Here is a 19,090-nt window from a genome sequence, read left to right on the forward strand (position 1 = left end):
ACGGCAAAATCTTTTAAAAATAGCCAGAAAACCACAAAAGCCGTTCTTTCAGCTTTTGTGGTTTTCTGGCTATTTCTCATTTATATCGTTTTATTCTACTTCTAACTCTACTGAAATATTACCTTTTGTTGCTTTTGAATAAGGACAAACTTCATGAGCTGCTTTTACTAATTCTTCTGCTGTTGCATGATCTACATCATCAATTTTAACAGACAATACGACCCCAACTTGGAATCCTGTTTCTTCATCACTAAATAGTGAAACTGTTGCTTTTACAGTACTTTTTGAGTGAATGTTTTTTTGTCCCATCACTAGTTCCAAGGCACTATTAAAGCAAGAACTGTAGGCAGCGGCAAATAATTGTTCTGGATTTGTTTTGTTTTCCTTATGTGGCCCAGGAGATGTCACTTGATAGCTGAAAGATTTATCTGGTGAATACACTTCACCTTCTCTTCCGCCAGTATTAATGATTGTTGTTGAGTAAATTTTCTTCATGTTGTTTTCCTCCTATCGATTCGTTGTGCATATATCTATCATACAATTAAATTGTACACAACATTTTTAGATAAGTACATTACTTTGCTTATAGATTTATCACCTTTCAAACAAAAAGTCGGTCATAAAACACAACTATTTTGATCCTTGTTGCTTGATATCAATAGGCTCAAGCTAATCATTGTGAGTGATTTGGGCAATCTGTACACTCAGATTATTGATCTGCTTGATCAATGTAAAATAATCCGATCCTTCTACAGATAATTGTGTCAAGCAGCCTTCTACCTTTTCATAAATTTCCTGCTCCAACTGGATCGCCTTTTCTGAAAGAGAAATTATGACAGTCCGTTCATCTTCAGCGAAACGATTGCGATGGATAAACCCATTATTCTCCATTCTTTTCAACATAGGAGTCAATGTTCCGGTGTCCAACGCTAATTTTTCACCAAGATCTGTGATTCGCTGATCTGAATGTTCCCATAATACAAGTAAAACTAAATATTGCGGATAGGTCAGTTTAAATGGTTTCAATGCTTTTGTGTACATTCTATTGAACTGCTTTGATACCGTTTGTAAGGAAAAACATAGTTGTTCTTCCAGCTTTCTTGTCTTTTTTTCCATATTATCCCTCTTTTGACTGTCTTGGTCTTTGGTCTTTGTTCGTAATCATTTTTGTATAATCGTCGATTTGCTGCCTTTGAGTGATCAATTTTTCTTTCTTATGTTCTAAATGATCCTTTTGAGAAGGATCTGTGGTCTTCACTAATTCTTCATCGATTTCATTGATTTTGCGCTCTACTTCGATTTGCCATTGCTTATTGAATTGCTGCCACCATTTTGGATCTCTTTGTGCACCTTGTGCATTATTCATCGATGAACGTAATAAAGCTGAATATTTTTGGAAGCCATTTTCCCATGGTTGATTTTGTGACTGAAAATAATAATGCTTTTGTTCATCGTTCATTTGTTCTACATAAATGTCTTCTTCATGCGTAACGATATTTTGTAAAAAGCCGAAAATTGGTAGTCCAAGGTAAACGATTAAACCTAATTGCGGATAAAAATAGGCTAAAATCAAGATAAAAATCCTAAAAATAAAAGCGCCACGATGCTTTACTCTGATTTTCTTTTGAATCCCTTCATCGACCTTTTTATTTTCATTGATTTGCTGTTCTAGCGAATTAAGTAAAATTTGTAAAAAGATCGTGACGATAAAGGTCAATAATCCATACATCAAAACAATTTCTCTATTCGTATCTTCAATCAAGAGTCTAGTAAAAGCAGGTACAAGAGAAAGGAAAAACATCAAGATCATATAGACTACGAAATCCTTATTTTTGATTTTTTCTACTAGATTGAACACTTGAGCAGTCTGATACCATAAATTTCCAACAAAACAAAAGCTGATAAAGTAAATGCCAATAGCACGAAGCAACAATTCCATTTCAATATTGCCAGACTGAGTTAGCTTTATAGGCAGATCTAGTACCATGATCGTAATGATGATCGCTATGATCGCATCTCCGAGCATGACGACTCTTTCCTTCATTTTCTCCAAAGTGATCACTCCAATCGATTTACTCTTCATTATTTTATAGCAAAAATGAATTTTAGCAATCTTTTTGAATCAAAAAAGAGGATCGTGAACACAGCTTTGTTTGCTAGTCCACGATCCTGCAAAAGTCTTAACACTTCTTTTCTCTCTCTTGATCAGTCTTCCAAGGCTTCATTTTCAAAAACTAGTTGATTGTTCAACAGACTGATCGTTACTTTTGTTTTTGGCAAAACTCTTCCTGAAACGATTTCTTTTGCTAATGGTGTTTCTAATTCTTTTGTGATAAAACGTTTCAGCGGACGGGCACCATATGCGGGATCATAGCCACTCTCTGCAATCCATGTTTTTGCTTCATCAGAAATCACTAATTCAATTTCTTGATGCTCCAACCGTTTTGCTAATTGAGCAGTCATTTTTCCAATGATGCCTTTGACATTTTCCAAGCTTAATGGCGTGAATAAAATAGTATCATCGATTCTGTTTAAGAATTCCGGTTTAAACTTACCACGCAGAATCGTCATTACTTGCTCTTCTACTTCTTCTGGAATGGTTCCTTCTGAAGTCACTCCTTCAAGCAACAGTTGAGAGCCAATATTACTTGTCATGATCAAGACCGTATTTTTGAAATCAACAACCCGTCCTTTAGAATCGGTCAAGCGACCATCATCTAATACTTGGAGTAAAATGTTGAACACATCAGGATGTGCTTTTTCGATTTCATCTAATAAGACGATTGTATATGGATTGCGACGAACGGCTTCGGTTAATTGACCGCCTTCTTCGTAACCGATATATCCTGGAGGCGCTCCAACTAAACGAGACACGCTATGTTTTTCCATATACTCACTCATATCGATTCGAACCATGTGATCTTCTGAATCGAAGAGGTCCTCGGCTAAAGCTTTAGCTAGTTCTGTTTTCCCAACACCTGTTGGTCCTAAAAATAGGAAGGAGCCTAATGGGCGGTTTGGATCTTGCAGACCAGCTCGTGAACGAATCACAGCATCGCTTACCGCATCTACTGCTTCATCTTGACCAATAACGCGTTTATGCAGGGTTTCGTTTAATTTCATTAATTTTTCCCGTTCACCTTCAACTAACTTGGTCACAGGAATCCCAGTTAAACGACCGACCACTTGTGCAATTTCATTTTCAGTCACTGCTTCTTGTACCATACGAACGTTATCTTTCGCATTTTTAGCTTCAAGTTGTTTTAGTTCTTCTTCTAATTGGGGAATCGTACCATGGCGAAGCACAGCTGCTCTTTCTAAATCATAATTGTTTTCAGCATCTTCTAGTTCATGTTTGGCTTTATCGATTTCTCCACGTTTATTACTGACAGCATTGACTTCTTCTTTTTCTGTTTCCCATTGCATCTTCATCGCATTGGCTTCTTCACGAAGATCTGCTAATTCCTCTTGTAAAGCGTTCAAACGCTTTTTACTAGCATCATCGGACTCTTTCTTCAATGCTGCTTCTTCGATCTCTAATTGCATCAATCGACGTGTTACTTGGTCGAGTTCTGTCGGCATTGAATTCATTTCAACCCGAATCGTTGCACTCGCTTCGTCGACTAAATCGATAGCTTTATCTGGTAAGAAACGATCTGTAATGTAACGATCTGATAAAGTTGCAGCTGCGACTAATGCATTATCATGGATATTCACGCTATGATGAATTTCAAAACGTTCTTTTAGTCCACGTAAAATACTGATCGTATCTTCAACGGTTGGTTCTTTTACTAAAACTTTTTGGAAACGCCGTTCTAAGGCCTTGTCTTTTTCCATATATTGACGATATTCATCCAACGTTGTAGCACCGATCAAATGTAGCTCACCACGAGCAAGCATTGGTTTTAACAAGTTTCCAGCATCCATACTACCTTCTGTTTTGCCAGCACCTACGATGTTATGAATTTCGTCAATGAAAAGTATAATACGACCGTCACTTTTCTTCACTTCTTTTAACACAGCTTTTAACCGTTCTTCAAATTCGCCACGGAATTTAGCGCCGGCAATCAACGCACCCATATCTAATGAAAAAATCGTTTTGTCCTTTAGATTTTCAGGTACATCTTTGCGAACGATCCGTTGGGCTAAGCCTTCGATGATTGCTGTTTTACCAACGCCGGGCTCACCGATCAACACTGGATTATTTTTTGTTTTACGTGAAAGAATTCGAATCACATCTCGAATCTCCTCATCACGTCCAATGATTGGATCTTGGTTACCGCTTTTAACTTGCTGAACCAAATCTACCCCATATTTTTCTAGTGCTTTGTATTGTTCTTCTTGATTTTGAGAAGTCACACGATCTCCTCCTCTCATGTCTTCAATGTTTTTACGCAATTCCTTTTCAGTGATTCCTTGACTTGTTAGATATTTCGTCAAGCGATAGTTTTTCAATTTCATCAATGCTAAAATCACGATTTCTGTTGCCAAAAATTCATCTTGAAACGATTCTCTTAGTTTATCGGCTTCACCTAGCAAGTTAAACAGATTTTGGCTCATGTTTTGACCATATTGAACATTACCACCTTGAACACTTGGATATTCATCAAGCGCATGATCTACCTCACGCTCAAACGCATCAACATCAACACCAGCATCTGTATAAAAATTCCGACCAAAATGATTCGGCTGTAGAAAAATTTTCCATAAATGAGCAATATCGATTTCTTGATGACGACGAGCAACTGCGATCTGCTGCGCTTCAGCAATCGCTTCTTGTAACGTAGAAGTCATTTTTTCAATATTCATAGAATTACCTCCTAATTTTAAAAGCTGATCAGACCGTTTAACTCTGATGAAAAATAGGAAAATCAGTCTGTGACGTTCTTGGTCAATTACAGAGTTTATCTTTTTTCCAAAGAGTTGGTCTGAGAAGCTAGATAACATAAAAGCTGATCAGACCGTTTAACTCTGACGAAAAATAGGAAAATCAGTCTGTGACGTTCTTAGTCACTTACAGAGTTTATCTTTTTTCCAAAGAGTTGGTCTGAGAAGCTAGTCAGTAAAAACTGATCTAGGCAGCTATATAAATAGTACCGTTTCTTTTTCAAAAAAGCAGTACATCTTTTGTCCTATTTTTCAAGGTCTAAAGACTGACCTACTTTGACCTTACGCAATAATTATACTCTTTTGGTCAGTAAAGGTCAAACGAAATCCATCTCTTTCTTTATCTATTTTTATGATAACGCAATAGGCAATTTTAGCAACTGTTATGCAGGCAAAATGAATAGAAAAATAGTGCCTCAAAAAAATCAGACCAAAACTAATTTTTTGAGGTCACTATAAAAGGTTTACTTTGGCACAATTCACTTAAGATTGGAAAGTCACACATTGAGTCTCATGGTTTATTTACATTTAACTAAAATCGTGACGTTACCTCCCAATCAAGAACAATTTTATAACAATTCTCCATACCGTTTAACATAAAAGCTTTTAACAATCATCACTAAGAATAAATAGGCAAAAATCGTAATGCCTAACAATACAAAGTAATTTGCTGGTAAGACAGATAAACCTAGGTTTCGTCCGAAAGCTGTGAATGGCAAAACTGTTCCTACTACTATTCCCAAAGAAGTGATTGTTGTTAAAATGAACGATGCTCGACTTTGAATAAACGGTAATTTTGGTGTCCGCAACGTATGAATCACAAGCATTTGAGACCAAAGAGACTCGATAAACCAACCAGCATGGAAAACAGCAATAAAAGCGGCTTGTTGTGCTGGAGCTAGTTCATGATAATTTCCACCGATCACCTGAGGACAGATAACAAAATACATGAATAAATATGTTGTAATATCAAAGACAGAACTAGTTGGTCCCAACCATTTCATAAATGAACCGATTTTGGAAGAATCCCATTTTTTCGGCGTATCTAAATATTCATTATCAACATGATCCCAAGGTATGGACATACAAGAAATATCATAAATCAAATTCAAGAACAATAGTTGCAATGGCAACATCGGTAAAAATGGTAAAAAGATACTCGCAATAACTACGGAAAACATATTGCCAAAATTGGAACTAGCTGTCATTTTAACATATTTCATAATATTGCCAAATGTTGTTCTTCCTGCCAATAGACCACGTTCTAAAACCATCAAATCTTTTTCTAATAGAATCACATCAGCAGATTCTTTGGCAATATCAACTGCAGTATCGACAGAAATACCTACATCTGCCTCCTTCATTGCTGGTGCATCATTAATCCCATCTCCCATAAAACCGACGGTATGTCCAGCAGCTCTTAAGGTTTCAACGATCCTTGTTTTTTGCTGAGGTGTCAACTTAACAAAAATATTGTATTTCTCAACGATTGTTTTCAATTCAACATCGTTCATCTTTGCAACTTCATTTCCTGTCACCATTTGTTCATTTGCCAAACCAACTTGTTTACAGACGGATTTCGTCACTAAAGCATTATCTCCTGTTAACACCTTTACACCTACGCCATGTTTTGCTAGTGCTTCTAGTGCTGCTTTGGTCGTCTCTTTTGGCGGATCTAAAAAGGCTAGATAACCAATCAGAACCATTTCATGCTCATCAGATACAGAAAATTCATCGACACTGGCTGGATTTGTTTTTTGTGAAACTGCTAATACTCGTAAGCCTTCTTCATTCAGTCTTTCCACTGTTTTTAGGAGCTCATTTTTTATTTTTTTCGTTAGAGGTGTGACTGTTCCTTGATAATCAACATAGCTAGAAATTTCAAGCATTTCTTCAACAGCACCTTTAGTGATCATCTGTGTTTTTCCTTTGCGGTCTTCGATAACAACACTCATTCTTCGACGTTTAAAGTCAAACGGAATTTCATCTACTTTGCGATAATCTTCAGACTCAATTGATAGTTCTTTTTTAGCCGCATCAATAATTGCAACATCCATCAAGTTTTTCAAACCAGTTTGATAATAGCTGTTAAAAAATGCATGACGCAAGACACGAGCATCTTCTTTTCCAGCACAATCTAAGTGATATTCCAAAATAATTTTATCCTGTGTCAGCGTTCCTGTCTTATCTGTACATAAAACATCAATAGCCCCAAAATTTTGAATCGCATTCAGATTCTTGATGATCGTTCCTTTTTTTGCCATACTTGAAGCACCTTTGACAAGATTTGTTGTAACGATCATCGGTAACATTTCAGGTGTTAACCCAACTGCAACAGATAACCCGAAGAGAAAGGCTTCGAACCAATCACCTTTAGTCAACCCATTGATTAGAAAAACTGCTGGTGCCATCACAAGCATAAAACGAATCAATAGCCATGAAGTTTTACTGATACCTGTTTCAAAATTTGTTTGTGGATTTTTTTCAGATACATCTTTCGCAACCTTACCAAACAATGTATTGTCACCTACAGAGAAAACAACTCCTTCTGCGCTTCCACTAATGACGTTACTTCCCATAAACACAATATTCTCATAGTCTGTTTCCATGGCTTCTTTAACTAATTGGTAATCCGCTTTTTTCTCTACAGGATAACATTCCCCAGTCATTGCGGATTGGGAGACAAATAGATCTTTCGTTTTAGTTAAACGGATATCTGCTGGAATCAAGTCTCCTGCGGACAGTTTGACAATATCACCGCAGACGATGTCTTCGATTGGCAGTTCAATTGCTTTTTGTCTACGAAGCACCGTTGCAGTTACCTTGACCATATTTTTTAATTTTTCCGCTGCTTGATTTGATTTAACTGATTGGATCAACGTCATCGTACCACTGATCAAAACCATTACCACAATAATAATCACACCAACCAAGTCACGTTCTTCTGGTGCTGCAATCACATAGTCAGTGATAAAAGAAATGATTGCCAAAGTGATCAGTACGATCGTGAATGGTGTAATGTATGCTTTTAAGATTTCAATAATCATAGAATTCTTTTTGCCTTGAGTGATTACGTTTTCCCCATAGCTTTCTCTGGCAAGTACTGATTGTTGATGCGTCAATCCTCTTTTTGAAGATTTTAATAACGTCAAAATAGTTTCTACTGAGTTTCGTGCAAAATATTCATAGGACTGATTGTTTTTTTTGTTTAATACTGCTCTTTTTTCCATTACTTTCGCCTTCTTCCTAAAATTAACTCTTTGTTTGCTTTTTTTAGAGTTTAGGCTGATAAAAAGAAATGCTGCTAAACGAGAATATGGTTATCCATAGAAACAAATAGACAATAATAAATCGTTTTGTTTAGCTATTATTTCCTTTGGAATCAAGCCCTTACGCCTTCGACTACTGTCATCCATTTGTTTCCACCTCCTTTAACTTGTGTTCGTTCATTTCTTTATTTGGCTAGTCTGTTAATTGATTGACCTCGATGATCTCTGGTAATTGGGATAATTCAGATACGATTGCCTTCATAGCGAGCTCACTATTTGTTGCTGTCTCTATTTCTAGATATAAACGAACCTTTTTGTCTGCTAAATCCGTACAAGAAAATTTGTTAAAGTCTAAACCGTAGCGATCCAATAGCTGCAAAATTGCTGTCCTAAGAATCGTTTCATTGTTGTTGCTAGTTATGACAAAAAGATAGTGCGTTGATTCAGAATGGGCAAGATCTTGCGGTACGAATCCATCTAATTTGTATGATAGATTCCTCAGCAAAATATTGACCATCATAATAACAACAGCACAAATCATGCCTGCCATTGTAAAACCTGCGCCAATCAAACTGCCGATAGTAGCTGAACACCACAAGGTTGCTGCAGTATTGATTCCAGTTACACTAAATCCATCTCGTAAGATCACACCGCCAGCTAAAAAACCAATCCCACTAACAACTTGAGCCGCTATTCTAGTTGGACTGCTGTCTTGCTCAATAAATGTTGATAATGAGACAAACAAGCAAGCACCAAATGTGACCAATGTCATCGTGCGCATCCCAGCCAATTTTTTGCGCCACTGTCTTTCAATCCCAATAATCATTCCTGCAAAAATACTCATAAATACATTGATTAAAAAGTCATTCTTTTGCTCCTTTCTTAACAGATTTTATTTGGTAATCGGTATCCTGCTCGCCCTGTAAACCCGCCACCAGGACTATTTCAAAGCAAAAAACCTTTCGCCAAAACTCAGCGAAAGGTCATAAATATGCGCACAAAAAAAAGCCTGCATGATCTAGTCGTTGAGTTTTGGCACTATACAACGTAAAAAGCAGAGCTTTTAGCTACCTTATGAAAAGCCTTGTAATCGACAATCCCTGTTCTACCCATTGGCATCTCTCGATGTTTTTGGGCAGTAGCCTGTGTTTGTATAGGAGCCTCACCTAACAAATCTATTTAGTTATCTTACACGAAAGACTATACCATCATTTGAAATCAACTGTCAACAATTTTATCAATGACTTTATTTAGGGAACTTAAAATAATACGTTTGAGACAAAAATATCTCGTTTCGAAAAAATTGATTTTTCAGCACCGTTTATTCGGACTTTAGGAAGTTAATATATCACTCAACGAGTCATAACCTGTTCACCTAAAATCCGAATAAATAGTGAAAACAACAGCGGTTCTTTCTTCGAAAAAAATTAGATTTTTTCAACCTTAAAGACAGCATTTCCAACAATTTGAGGTGGAATCGACATTGACATTGCAGGGAGTCCAGTTAAAGTAAAGCGAATAGTGTCGCCTGCCTTCAACTGCTCCTCAGTAATACCATCAGCGAGTTGGTCTTTCGTAACATTTAGGATAACCCCATCATTTTTCATCATACCGATGATTTTTTCTGGATCTTCAACTGCTTCGACTTTATTTAACACAAGACGAATCGATTGATCCACAGTTTCATTTTGCTTGGCATCCTCCACTAAAGCAGCAGTAAAAATAGATTCTGTCTGTTCTTTACTACTGGTATTTGTGCTTGCGGTTTGCTTGTCTTGACTACTCATAGCTGTTTCTCCATTTTTTGATGTACTTGATTTTTCTTTGTTTCCAGTGCACGCTGCTAAAGAAATCGCTGCAACGATTGTGATAAAAGTGAGTACAATTTTTTTCATTGAATGACCTCCAATTTCTACACTTTATTATAACTAGACATCATATTGAAGTCCATTCAAACCTTCAGAGAGAAATTCGGATGCTGATTTTATTTCATTTGGATCATATTTTGCTTGTGCAATCAATAAATCGATCGTCAAGTTTTTTAAAGTCACTGATTTTTCCAGCTCTTCTAAGAAGCGTTCTTTCAGCAGATCACGAAAAATACGTAAGGACTCGTTTGTTGAGAAGGTATATGAGCTCCAAGTTGGCGTTACTTGATTGACCATATATAGACTGACACTTTGCTTTGAGCTTTCTTTGAAGAGTGCCGTAACCATTCCCAAGAGTTCTTTAGTTTGTTCATCTGTCATTAATTTCTTCAAACTATCCCAATAACGAATACGTATGACTACTGTATAAAGATCGGCGTCAAAACGTTCTGACATGTCAACAAACATTGAAAAATCACTTTCATATAAGGTCAGTGTTCTTAGCTGTGTCTCTGCATCTAGAGCGTTGTACTGAACGCTATTTCTTTTCAATTTTTCATTTTCTTTTTCCAGCAATCGCACTTGATAAGTGATCAAAAAAATACTTAAACAATAGAGTGGCGGAATAATCAGCCAAAATAACGATGAATAACTAAACTGATTCATAAAAACATACTGATACGTAACATAAACTAACTGGGCGAAAATGAAAATCATCGTAAAAATCAATCCAGGTACAATCCCAGTGAAATAAGTGATGATCACAAGAATCAACGTGATCAGCAAACTGACTAAATCTATAAAAAAGCCATTATTCCCTAAGCTGACAAAAATAGCAGTGATTGAAACCAATCCGATAAAAAATAACAGCGATAAATCCATAATCGTACTGACATAGCGCTTATTCAATTTCATCATCATTCACCCCTTTTGCATCTTTTTTCAAAATGAAGAACGTTGACAAACCGATAATTATAGCAACCAACAAGAAAATGACCATATAAATGCTCAATTTTTGATTATTGATGATTCGTTGACCTAAGTTTTCTTGTTGTGACTGACTGACTTCTTTTTTGAATCGATAATCGTAGCGTTTATAATTATTGTCTACTACCAATGCATCTCCTTTGTAAGTCGATGTATTTTTTTCAGTAGCTAGTTGAGTGGATGCTAAGAAAACATTTTCGGAGGTCGTACCTGTTACAACCAGCATTGCAGCTTTTGATTCATATGGAGAAAACAATAGTTGAGCCGTTCCGATACGCTTGCCATAATCTTCTTCTATACTTAATTTCTCATTTGATATAAACGTTGAAAATGACTTGTCGTAGGTAAAAAATAATTCGTCATTCAAGGATTTGATCAATGCATTATCTTCAGGCGTTCCTAAAACGATCAAACTATGCTTCGCTAAATCTGACTCTTTAGGTTTAGATTTGTAATAGGTAATCTCGCCAACATTACTTTGTGCGTAATTTCCAATCAAATTGAAGATATTGGTGATCGCCTTAAAATAGTCCTTATTCATTTTTTCAGGTAAAACAATGCCTAAATCAGCAAAAGACTGACTTTTGATGAACATATTCGGATAATTTGTAAATAGCATCGTATCAAGCTCTTGCGTTTTAATAAAGGCGTTTGACGTGTTTTCGATATAAGCCCACGGCGTTTGATTGCTTCTACTATTTTCAGAGTTTTTAAGCACTAAATCGAAGCTGACCTTCAACACAAAACTATCTGTAATGCCCAAATCTTTAGGGAAATCTATTAAAAAATCATCACCATTTGCTTTAGCCGCACTTAGTCGCTTACTACCGATCGGACGATCATTGATTGAGACCGTGATCAAGGAATTGTCAAAGTCTAAATTATCCGCATACTTAAAATTTAAATGGACTGAACTTCCATCAGCATTGTTTCGATCAACTGGTAAATTGACAAAATACACCTGCTCTTGATGATTCATCCCATTTAGTTTATCGCCATTTGATGTTAACGGATAAGTTCCGTCAAATTCTAATGATGAAGTAAAGGTCTGTGTTGATTTGGTGATTTGTTTTTCCGATTTTTCAGTTTGTGTCATCAATTCTTCATTTCCAATATATCGACCTGTTCGGATCAACAGCTCTTCACTTTTAGAGGTTACGATCAAGATATGTTTGCCATCTTTTTCAAAGCGTTTCAAAATAGCTTCGTCTTCCAGCTTTGCTCCATCGATTTGTTTACGATATTCTTCTGGAATTTTGTCGTATAAGCCTATGATTAATTGATAAGGCTGTTCGTGCGTTTCTTTTAATGACTCTAATTGGATCAATTCACTTTTTGTTGTGATGATTCTAGAAATTCCAGCTAGAGCATAGGTTGCCGCTGACAATTCTTTTTCAGAAGCATCGGCAGGAACCAAAATCACGTTGTGTTTATTTGCTATTGTATCTGCTCCGACAAAATGATTATAAAAGGAATGAATACTGGCTTCGGGTAAAATCAAATCGTATTGAAAATTCACATTAGAGCCTTCATAAATCGTCAACCAATTTGCAGGAGTTTCAATCAAACGATAAGAATCATCGTCGGACCGATTAATGATTTGCCCCTCAACAGTTAAGGTATTTGTATCCTGCAGCAAATCAAGGGGAATTGTAATTTCCTCTTCTTGAATTTCTGCCGCATTTTCTGGTCTGAATGAGAAAAATTTCACTCCATTGACTGCCACAGTTATGTCGGAATATTGAGAGTTCTCTAATTGAGTGATTTGATATTTTAGATTCAGAGACGCTTTTTTTACATCCCAATAATCGATCTTTGTAAAATACATCGTCGCCTTAACAGAAGTCCCGGTAAGAGAGATCGTTGGATTTTGAAAAGGCTGAGTGAATGTATGATTTTCCTGTTCCAGTGTTTCCGCGTGCACTGTTCGACTATTCAATACAAATAATAGACTAAAAAAACTGATGAAGGTAATTAACATCTTTTTCATAATTAACATTCTCCTTATTTGAATCGCTCGGTTTTATACCATTTTGTTTGTGTCTGCTTGTGGAACACAGATTCCTTGATATACATAAACATTCCATATGCTGCAACGACCAACCACATTTGACTGTAGGTAATATACATCAGTGCGATAATTAAAACGTTTTGCATTTTCATCTCGCCTTTTTCAGTAGAGATACTAACGTAGGTGCTAAAGATAAATAATAAGACCGCTAACAGCCATAGGGAATTACTGAATCCCTCTAGTGTCGTTCTTAGATAGCCTGATACAGAGAGGACTAGCATAATATCTGATAGAACTAAAGAAGTCATTAGTAAAAAATAAATCGATAGAAAATACAAAATATCGAAACGTATTCGTTTCGCTTTTGGATGGAAAATCAATTTAGCGTTCTTGACGATGACATAAATATTGCCTTTCACCCAGCGTGTGCGTTGTCTGAACCAAACAGACAAGGTTTGTGGTTCTTGCTCCCACGTCACGGCTTTCGGTTGAAATTTAATTTTGTACCCCATCATATAAATGCGAAAGCTAATTTCAGTATCTTCAGCCAACGCTTTGTCATCCCAGCCCCCGATCGCTTCAATAATCGATCTGCGGACAACAAAATTGGTTCCGGGAATCGTACACAATTTGAACAATTCAAACCTGCCTGCTTGAGCCATCCACTGAAAAGCTAATGTTTCAATATTAATAAATCGAGTAAGGAGATTCGTGTCCTTATTTCGTGTTCGAAACTTACCAATAACCGCACCATATTCATCGCCATCCATTAGTTCAGCAACTAAATACGTCAATGCATTGGCTTCCGGTGTATTATCAGCATCATAAATTGCAATGACCTCACCTTTCGCTTTTTTAAAGCCAATGTTTAGTGCATTGGATTTTCCTTTCCCCCCTGTTACTGCATCTGTATTGATGACTTTCAAATTTCGTAAAGGATAGTCATTTTTCAAATCATCTAATAATTCTGCACTATTGTCACTCGAGTTATCGTTAATAACAATCACTTCGTATCGCTCAGCTGGATAATTGAAATTCAATAAGGCTTCAACTGTTCGAACAATCACTATTCCCTCATTATGAGCGGGCACCATGATTGAAACAAAAGGAACTTCTCCTTCTTTCAATTTAGGTGGTTCAAGTTGGTCCGTCTTTAGATAATAGATATACCCAAAAATCACCAGTACAATATTTACCAGCAGCAGTGACCATATAATAATCGTTGCCGCCAACATTATTCCATCAGCTATTGTCATTTATTTTTCCCCGTTTTCTGAATGTATTTAGAACGATAATTTCTACGACCAAACCCAAACAAGACGCCCAAAATCAAAATTGTTGTGATCACGAAAACAATCAAGACAACATTAGTGACATTAAAAAACCGAGCAAACTGTCCTTTAAATACAGCTCCTGATACAGTAGTATTTGGCACATTATTAAAAGAATTGACCAGCTTACCATTCAGATATCTTCGTCTGTTGAGTAGTTGGATATGTTGAGTTTGTGTTTGAATATCAAATTGAATCTTTTTTTGACCAACAACATAGAAATTCAAAGGAGACTTGGAAATATTGTTAATGATCGTATTTATTTCTTTTTCAGTGTCAGGAAATGAAAAACTTAATGTTACAGGCATCGGAAATTGATAAGTAGCTTTACTACCGTTTACATTCCATGTTATTCCAGCTAAATAGTCATAAGGAAAATCATAGAAAGCTGTGCCAAAACGCTCCGAGTTATTCGTTTTCGCTCGATAATACTGATCCTCTATTGAAGGATTTTCTCTTAGTATGATCGTGTTGCTTATTTTCAACCCATCTGCTTGGTATTGAGCATCTTGATTCCAATAACCGTAGGTTGAAAAGCCTACAGGAAAAACATTTCGATCGACTAATAAACTGATTTGCTGTTCCAATAGCTGTGATAAAGCGTGATCATCATTCAAATTCACATTATTAACGACCGGCATCTCTAAAAAAATGACTCCTGCCCCAGATTCAAATGATCTAAGGACATCTGTAAAAACATTATATGGTTTTGTTGTATTGTTTTGATTGACACTTGTCGTTGAAACAATGTAAGGCGTGTTCACTTTTGTTAAGGCTTGTTGGAATGTTGAAGCCACACCCATATCTTTCATTGGATTCAAATCAGCAATCGTTAGCACTGGACTATAGGATTGTTCAATCCCCAACCATGCACCGATCAGTTCCGCACTCTTTAAGAAAACAGCTCCTTTTCGATCAAAAAACGGCAAAAACCCATGTCCGTTTTCTAAGACAGCAAAGGGAACAACTTGATGATCAATTTCCTGCGTTCTCAACTGTCCCATACTCTTTCCAGCAGTATCTTTTAAAACCGTCGTCTGATCTTTATAGCTAAGAATTTGAGAATAATTTTCTTTCTCATCTTCCAAAGTGAATTGCCGATGGCTCAATTCCTGCCATTTACCCGAAAACAGCTGCTGTTCATCTAATGCTACATTAGAGCCAATATGAAGCTTTTTACCGGTAAAGCTCGATCGATCTTTAACAAATTGTTGATTTAAACCTTTGTCTGACCAATTGATCATGGTTATAACACCTGTAAACTCTTGTTCAAAGAGCATTCTACTTAGATAGTCGTCTTCCTCTATCGTTTGAATGGTTACACCATAACTTGTTAATAAACGCTGCAACGCATCCAAGTCATTTTGTTTGTTTTCTGCGATATTCAAACTATCATATACAAGTAAAATACGTTGCTCTTTTTCAGCTGCCTCAACAGTTTTAAACAGAAAACAACCTGTCATGAATAAACAACTGATAATAAGTGCTAGTCTATAACTACGCCTCATTTATTCGTTCCTCCTTTCTAACTGGTTCATCATTCCAAAGTCGTTTGCCAACAATATCTGACCAAAGTACTAATGAAATAAGGTCGAAATATAATGAAACGAGAAATAATAATCGTATTAAATCCGAATCACCATTGAAAATCACAGAGGATAAAAAAATAAGGAGCATATTGACCAAAAAGCCCAGAATCAAAAAGAATCGAACAATCAATGCAGGTTTGTTTTCTTTGATGCCTCTATAAAAACCTACACCATAAACACCAATCAGCGCTATGCTAAAGAGAATATAAAAGCCAAATGATTTAGGATAGACTGCCGCTTTGATTCGATTGTAAAAAGTAAAAAAGCGAGTTTGCTCTGCTGGTGCACCTCCTACTGCTTGTTCATAATTACCCAGTTCAGACGGCTTTACAAAATAGACGTCTTGAACGGCGATATCTAGTAACTGTTTAAATTCATTCGGATGATTGATATAATCAACGATTACCCAAAGTGAATCTGCTTTATCTAAAAACTGTTCTTTCACTTGCGTTGATTTAGGCGATACTGGACTATATTCATCAAAATAGGTTGTTCCTTTTTCTAATCCATATTGTCGATTGATCCCACCCTCTCGCATTCTTGCTCCTGGAGTGGGAGTTTCCAGCATAACGCCTCTAGTTAAACTGTGGTATAAATCAATATCATGCATGGTATTCGGCACGTAAACCGTTCCAAAAATAGTAAGCCCAATGAAAGTGGCTAACACCGCACTTAAAATCAAACGTGTTCCTCTTATTTTAGCAAAAGCAAATAGACCCAACCCGATAATAACAATACCGAAAATCAACCCAAACTGCCGTTTTGCAAGGCTAAGAAGAATCAGTGTGCTGACAAACAGCAATAACCAGAGCAGTCCCCTTTTACTAGACTCTTTTGTACGATATAAATAAATGATTGTTGCAACTATATAGAGGGAGGCTAAAAATGAAGTGGCTTCTAAATAGAAGGAATTGAAGTAAATCGTATATGAAGTATCCCCCAAAAGAAAAATCACAAACAGAGCAATCAAGTAACTCCGTCCTTTAGATAAACCAACAGTTAACCCCTGAACGAATAAATAAATACCTGGTAAATAAAACAACAAGTACACAGCACCTAAAAAGCGAATATCGAAATGATTCGCACTGAAAAAAAGTTTATTCAGCCAAATTGCTAAAGTAATAAACAACTGTTGGGAAGATATAAATTGGGCTGATGTTTGATTATAATATTGCATGATTGCAAAATCTTTTTGAAAGTAATTTAAATATGAATAATCTTTTACATTTGCGATGTATAACCCACTAGCATTTAATACACGATGATAATTGCCATTATCTGCTAACCCATTAATAGGCGGAACAAAGAGTAATACACTCGTTATGATCCCTATGACGAGGACAGCGAATAAAGGTGGAGAAATATAGTTAGAAAAAAAGTAAAGCAGTCTTTGAAATTTACGCAAAACGTTAGCCACTCTTTTCACCCCTCTTATTGATCATATGCTAAAAGAGCCATTAAATTATTGTAAGAAAAGACCTCTTTCGTCCGGCTATTACCAAAGCCGCCATAAAATAGACTAGTTGGATCAGTAATTTGAAAATTATTCAAAATCAAGATCGACGAATCATATAGTTCTTGGTCATTCGTTACAACACCGATCAGCGCTGCTAAGGCATACGCGGCAGCTGATTGATTTTTATCAACCGGAACACCATTTAGATCATACGAATTAAATAATGTACCTTTTGCCACTTGATCTTTAATAAAATCAAGACTTTCTTGTTTTTGAAGACCGACTTCTCCTAAATGCAGAATCGTAAGTAGTGACTCGATCACATTGATCGTCCCAGTATTCTCGTAGTCATTTGTTTTATGATTGAATCTAGTTTGATAAAAAGGGAAGGTATCGGATAAGTAGCCTTTTTCGATAAGCGAATAGTGGTATTGTAAATAATCCGCGGATACATTATATTTTTTATACAAATACCCTAGCGTTTTTAAATCAATATAAAATAAAGATGTATTTGTCGATTTTTTCTGCTGCTCAACATCATAAAAATCGATCAAAATATTGTCATCCATCGACGTTTTCATAAAATTTTTAGCTAGCGTATCGATTTCTTTTGAGTAGTCTTCCGCCCCAAATCTTGCACTAGCACCGAGTAGCGCCCGAATGATTCTCAAATCATCAACAGAAGCATTTACAGAGAATTTATTGCCCTGCTCATCTATCCGATAACTGAATTGAACTTTGTCGTAAAAGATTTTTTTAGTCTCCTTATAAAAACTGTCAAAACGTCCTTTAGTATCCGTCAATTCTAGATTTCTAAGGTAAAGACCTGATGACTCACTCAACATTTCATGTCCTGTCGCTACTTCTGTTGTCTCTGGACTTTCTAAGTAATTTGTGGCTATTCCACCACCTGACAACAGCATTTTCGAATCGATAAAAAATTTCAAATTATCTCTGCGTTGTTCAATGTCCTTTGATTGCCTGTGTGTTTTGGAAACAAAACTCTTTTCATCTGTTGTCATAAGCTTTTCTAATTTCGGTTCTACTTTGTCGACCTCAATCTTTTTAGGAGCTGATTTAAGCACAAAGAAATAGGCACCTAACCCTAAAAAGATTACGCTTGTAAAAAGAATTATTATCTTTTTCATAGTCCACCTCAACGGTTGTTTTTATGATTTTAGTGTACACATTTCTTTTTTTTATTGCGAATTTTTTGCTTGTTGCTCTGAATAATTGCACTTTTTTATACGAGTCTGAAATTGAATCTTTTTTTTTCACAAAAAAAAGAATCTGGGACATAACTCTATGAGTGACAATCTAGTCACTTGACATCCGAATAAACGGTGGAAGCAGAAACAACCCCTTCGAAAATAAGCTGAAATTGCTGTAAAACACAACGAGGAACGAGTTGATGCTTTCTCGTCAAAGACTCGTCGCAGATAGACATTGTTGCACAGTACCTACTTGGTCACAAAAATTTGAAGAGCACCAGGTAGGTACCAATTATCATCAGCTCGTAAACTCACTGTGATGCTTGGCAATTTTCGTGAATTTCGGCTTATTTCTCGGGGTTAAACGTTTCTGAGGTGACCCCCAAAAGTTGTACATGAAAAATACAACTTTGGGAGGTCATTTTTTTGAACTTTTATGAAGCAGATTTTAAATTGAACATAGTAAAGGAATACCTTGAAG

General features: G+C 36.3%; 13 protein-coding genes and 1 riboswitch. All 13 genes read right to left on the minus strand.

Going from position 1 to position 19,090, the window contains the following annotated elements; translation table 11 throughout:
* Positions 1-90 precede the first annotated feature (90 nt).
* Positions 91-495, minus strand: coding sequence for an organic hydroperoxide resistance protein (locus BCR25_RS19655; RefSeq protein WP_069665307.1), 405 nt, complete (start codon positions 493-495; stop codon positions 91-93).
* 174 nt (positions 496-669) lie between these two features.
* On the minus strand, positions 670-1,116 hold the full coding sequence (locus BCR25_RS19660) for a MarR family winged helix-turn-helix transcriptional regulator (RefSeq protein WP_069665308.1): 447 nt from the start codon (positions 1,114-1,116) through the stop codon (positions 670-672).
* A 1-nt stretch (position 1,117) separates the two neighbouring features.
* Entirely contained in the window at positions 1,118-2,044 is a 927-nt protein-coding gene (locus BCR25_RS19665) for a TMEM175 family protein (protein ID WP_069665329.1), read from the minus strand.
* A gap of 161 nt (positions 2,045-2,205) precedes the next feature.
* Positions 2,206-4,809, minus strand: coding sequence for an ATP-dependent chaperone ClpB (clpB, locus tag BCR25_RS19670; protein ID WP_069665309.1), 2,604 nt, complete (start codon positions 4,807-4,809; stop codon positions 2,206-2,208).
* A gap of 647 nt (positions 4,810-5,456) precedes the next feature.
* On the minus strand, positions 5,457-8,177 hold the full coding sequence (gene mgtA, locus BCR25_RS19675) for a magnesium-translocating P-type ATPase (protein ID WP_083242766.1): 2,721 nt from the start codon (positions 8,175-8,177) through the stop codon (positions 5,457-5,459).
* Positions 8,178-8,349: 172 nt separating this feature from the next.
* Positions 8,350-9,000, minus strand: a complete 651-nt coding sequence (locus BCR25_RS19680; protein WP_071879547.1) for an MgtC/SapB family protein — start codon at positions 8,998-9,000, stop codon at positions 8,350-8,352.
* 166 nt (positions 9,001-9,166) lie between these two features.
* Positions 9,167-9,337: riboswitch (M-box (ykoK) riboswitch) on the minus strand.
* Positions 9,338-9,583: 246 nt separating this feature from the next.
* Positions 9,584-10,051: a hypothetical protein gene (locus tag BCR25_RS19685; RefSeq protein ID WP_069665311.1), complete on the minus strand. Its 468-nt coding sequence runs from the start codon at positions 10,049-10,051 to the stop codon at positions 9,584-9,586.
* Positions 10,052-10,084: 33 nt separating this feature from the next.
* Positions 10,085-10,939 carry a diguanylate cyclase gene (locus BCR25_RS19690; RefSeq protein WP_069665312.1) on the minus strand — a complete coding sequence of 285 codons (855 nt, stop codon included), beginning with the start codon at positions 10,937-10,939 and terminating at the stop codon, positions 10,085-10,087.
* Complete coding sequence (locus BCR25_RS19695; protein WP_069665313.1) at positions 10,926-13,001, minus strand: cellulose biosynthesis cyclic di-GMP-binding regulatory protein BcsB; 2,076 nt, start codon at positions 12,999-13,001, stop codon at positions 10,926-10,928. Before BCR25_RS19695 ends, BCR25_RS19690 begins: the two co-directional genes overlap by 14 nt.
* Before the next feature lie 14 nt (positions 13,002-13,015).
* On the minus strand, positions 13,016-14,278 hold the full coding sequence (locus tag BCR25_RS19700) for a glycosyltransferase family 2 protein (protein WP_069665314.1): 1,263 nt from the start codon (positions 14,276-14,278) through the stop codon (positions 13,016-13,018).
* Positions 14,275-15,861: a hypothetical protein gene (locus tag BCR25_RS19705; RefSeq protein WP_069665315.1), complete on the minus strand. Its 1,587-nt coding sequence runs from the start codon at positions 15,859-15,861 to the stop codon at positions 14,275-14,277. The genes BCR25_RS19700 and BCR25_RS19705 overlap by 4 nt, the downstream gene beginning before the upstream one ends.
* On the minus strand, positions 15,851-17,359 hold the full coding sequence (gene wsfD, locus BCR25_RS19710; RefSeq protein WP_069665316.1) for a glycan biosynthesis hexose transferase WsfD: 1,509 nt from the start codon (positions 17,357-17,359) through the stop codon (positions 15,851-15,853). The genes BCR25_RS19705 and wsfD overlap by 11 nt, the downstream gene beginning before the upstream one ends.
* Before the next feature lie 14 nt (positions 17,360-17,373).
* On the minus strand, positions 17,374-18,546 hold the full coding sequence (locus BCR25_RS19715) for a hypothetical protein (RefSeq protein ID WP_069665317.1): 1,173 nt from the start codon (positions 18,544-18,546) through the stop codon (positions 17,374-17,376).
* Positions 18,547-19,090: the final 544 nt, after the last annotated feature.

The organism is Enterococcus termitis (genome assembly GCF_001730305.1).
Classification (GTDB): domain Bacteria; phylum Bacillota; class Bacilli; order Lactobacillales; family Enterococcaceae; genus Enterococcus_L; species Enterococcus_L termitis.

Bases quoted from the DNA above. Each gene is read 5' to 3' on its own strand.
- BCR25_RS19660 (WP_069665308.1), bottom strand. From the start codon at position 1,116: ATGGAAAAAAAGACAAGAAAGCTGGAAGAACAACTATGTTTTTCCTTA.
- BCR25_RS19690 (WP_069665312.1), bottom strand. From the start codon at position 10,939: ATGAAATTGAATAAGCGCTATGTCAGTACGATTATGGATTTATCGCTG.
- BCR25_RS19680 (WP_071879547.1), bottom strand. From the start codon at position 9,000: ATGAGTATTTTTGCAGGAATGATTATTGGGATTGAAAGACAGTGGCGC.
- BCR25_RS19655 (WP_069665307.1), bottom strand. From the start codon at position 495: ATGAAGAAAATTTACTCAACAACAATCATTAATACTGGCGGAAGAGAA.
- clpB (WP_069665309.1), bottom strand. From the start codon at position 4,809: ATGAATATTGAAAAAATGACTTCTACGTTACAAGAAGCGATTGCTGAA.
- BCR25_RS19665 (WP_069665329.1), bottom strand. From the start codon at position 2,044: ATGAAGGAAAGAGTCGTCATGCTCGGAGATGCGATCATAGCGATCATC.
- BCR25_RS19715 (WP_069665317.1), bottom strand. From the start codon at position 18,546: ATGAAAAAGATAATAATTCTTTTTACAAGCGTAATCTTTTTAGGGTTA.
- BCR25_RS19705 (WP_069665315.1), bottom strand. From the start codon at position 15,861: ATGAGGCGTAGTTATAGACTAGCACTTATTATCAGTTGTTTATTCATG.
- BCR25_RS19685 (WP_069665311.1), bottom strand. From the start codon at position 10,051: ATGAAAAAAATTGTACTCACTTTTATCACAATCGTTGCAGCGATTTCT.
- BCR25_RS19695 (WP_069665313.1), bottom strand. From the start codon at position 13,001: ATGAAAAAGATGTTAATTACCTTCATCAGTTTTTTTAGTCTATTATTT.
- BCR25_RS19700 (WP_069665314.1), bottom strand. From the start codon at position 14,278: ATGACAATAGCTGATGGAATAATGTTGGCGGCAACGATTATTATATGG.